At 54.3% G+C, this 2,323-nt stretch carries 4 protein-coding genes; 2 read left to right on the top strand and 2 right to left on the bottom strand.

Annotated elements, in window-relative coordinates; all coding sequences use genetic code 11:
• Window positions 1-54: 54 nt before the first annotated feature.
• Both G451_RS0120235 and G451_RS0120230 read left to right on the top strand, forming a co-directional pair.
• Window positions 55-363 carry a hypothetical protein gene (locus tag G451_RS0120235; RefSeq protein WP_027185673.1) on the top strand — a complete coding sequence of 103 codons (309 nt, stop codon included), beginning with the start codon at window positions 55-57 and terminating at the stop codon, window positions 361-363.
• The gene (locus G451_RS0120230; protein ID WP_027185672.1) at window positions 360-551 is read left to right on the top strand and encodes a hypothetical protein; all 192 of its coding nucleotides are present in this window, start codon (window positions 360-362) and stop codon (window positions 549-551) included. Before G451_RS0120235 ends, G451_RS0120230 begins: the two co-directional genes overlap by 4 nt.
• A 124-nt stretch (window positions 552-675) precedes the next feature.
• On the opposite strand, the gene G451_RS33830 is transcribed toward G451_RS0120230, so the two are convergent.
• The gene (locus G451_RS33830) at window positions 676-1,872 is read right to left on the bottom strand and encodes a phage head morphogenesis protein (RefSeq protein WP_084448683.1); all 1,197 of its coding nucleotides are present in this window, start codon (window positions 1,870-1,872) and stop codon (window positions 676-678) included.
• A gap of 100 nt (window positions 1,873-1,972) precedes the next feature.
• On the bottom strand, window positions 1,973-2,323 hold a 351-nt coding region (locus G451_RS30720; RefSeq protein ID WP_034643196.1), incomplete at its 5' end, for a phage portal protein family protein.

Below are 2,323 nucleotides of genomic sequence, written 5' to 3'. Positions count from 1 at the left end.
ATAGTTATTTCCTTTTTCTTTCAATATAACTATTGCACCATATAAAGCCTTGTAATGTCTGACGAAGTATCCATAAACAACTGTGTTGCTTATATCGAAGCCTTCAACAGCCTGGAACGGGCTATCTTGATCAATTCACAAATCGAGGCTCGGCAGGAACTTGGAGAGCAGCTTTTGCAGTTACGGCCGTCGGTTCGGGATCTGTTGGCGCATGTGGTGCGATATCGGCGTATAGGGCTGAATAATTTGGAAATATCTAAATTATTGGAACGGCCGAAAAGTACGGTGGAAAAAGTGGTGGCGGCCGCTCGCAAGCTCGATTTGCTGCCCAGCGCGGGGCAGACGGCCGGGGTGCAATCATGAGTCCGGAGCCGGACCGAGAACATCTCAGCGATATTCTTGATGATTGCGCCAACATGGTTGCCTTTCTTGAACAAACCTTGTGTGAAGGGCAATTCGAGTTTCCGTTGACCGATGCGGCGCAAAGTGGGTTGTTGTTGATCCTGCGGAATCTGCGCGAGCGCATGACGACGGCGGCCCGGATGGCTTGACAGAGTTCTGAATCTGTATGATTTGACGATAAGGCGGCTGTGACACGGTGTGATTCTCCCGGCCGTAGCCCGTGCGCCTGCACGGCGCGCTATGCGGGGTTTATGGGAGGCCCCGCCAGTCGCCTTATTCTTTTTCAAAAAGTATTTTTCCTCTTCGTAATACCCGTTCAACATCTGCTGCAACTGTCCTGCGATACGACGTGACAAACACGGCTTTGCCTGTTGCCGTGGCCTTGCATGCGGCGTGATACCAGACCTCTCCTTTTTTGATGAGTGCGACTGTTTTGGCTCCATCCTGAATAATTATATCCGGCGATGCGCCTATTTCAGGGAGAAAACGGTACTCGGCTACGGTGAGTTCCGGGTGATGGTTGATATTCTTGGACATTGATTGATCTGAAATAACAGCCACACGCGGAATGGCTCCAATAGCTTGGGCGACATCCTCACGCAAACGCATGACGGGAAAGACGCCGTTCGGCTTTTTGTGAAACCAATCAAACGCATCCGAATCAACGAGTTCTTGAACCGCTTGTTGCCCGATGGGGGCGGGAAGCGTCGATATGCCCTGAATAAGCTTGTCATCGATTTTGGGGAGCCATGCCGCGCCGGGGTTATAATCCCAACCGGGATCAATGCCTTTGGGTACCTGATGCACCTCGCCGGTGCGCGGATCGCGCCAGGGTTCGATCTGCTCGGGGGGATCGGGTGAAATGGTGAATCCATCGCGGGCGGCCTCGGCCTCGCTCATGGCGATGACGCCACAGCGGCAGCGCCAGCCGTTCGGGGGGTAATGAGTGCGCCACCAGGGATGATCATACGGCAACACCTTGCCGTCCCAAGTTTTGTGCATGGGCCGAGTGCGGCTATCCAGAATGGCATCGTAAAGCCAGAGGGGCCGGGCCTCGGCGGTTTCCATCATGCGTTTGTAATGCCCAGCGGCATAAGCCGTGGAGATGTTGGTGTGATAGATCGTCTTTAAACGCCACGGGCTGCCGAGCTGGACCAATTTCTCTTCCCCGGTGAGGGGATCAATCATCTTTTTTTTGCCCCACCAGCCTTTCTGCCGCAGAAGCGGTTCCAGCTCCTTGCGGAACTGTTCAAAGGTGTTGCCCTCGCTCAATGCCGTATCCAGGGCGGTGCGGATATCCTGGAGGATATCCATTTTCATGGCCTTGGCGACGGTAAACGTTTTGCTATGGGCATCGCGCCACATATCCTGCCAGCCAAATGAGATGGCGTTGCCTTTGCTTCGGAAATAATCAATGGCATCGGCTGGAGGCAAATCGAATGGCAACGTGAAAAGGGGCTTCTCGTCCATAACTCAACCCGTAAAAAGTTTTTGAGAGAGGGGTTGGGGTCTGGGGAAGGGGGGAGAACTTTTTTCAAAAAGTTCTTCCCCCTTCCCCAGCCGCCGGAGGCTATTTTGCATTTCTTTTGCGTGGTTTCTCGGCGTTGAGGGCTCCCCAGACGCGGGAGGAGAAATCCGCTTTGGACAAGGTGTTCAGGAGCCGATCGGTATTGAGATCGGGCCAGAGGGTGAGCAGCTTGCCCTGGGCTTCTTCGTACGAAGAACATGTTTCGAACATGGCCAGGATGGGGGCAATCAGATCGTCGGCGACTTGCTCCATGGTGGGGGCTAACGCTTCCTGGAGGGCATCCAGTACGGCGTGGGGATCATCGGGATCTGCGTGTGCTTCGGCCGCGTTGATTTGGAGGCTATTGTGCTCGGGTGCGGCTTTCGATGTTGGCTTGGCGAGATCGGCTAGGGT

It is taken from the genome of Desulfovibrio inopinatus DSM 10711 (assembly GCF_000429305.1).
GTDB classification, from domain to species: domain Bacteria; phylum Desulfobacterota; class Desulfovibrionia; order Desulfovibrionales; family Desulfovibrionaceae; genus Alteridesulfovibrio; species Alteridesulfovibrio inopinatus.
This window is presented reverse-complemented; position numbering and strand designations above follow the sequence as displayed.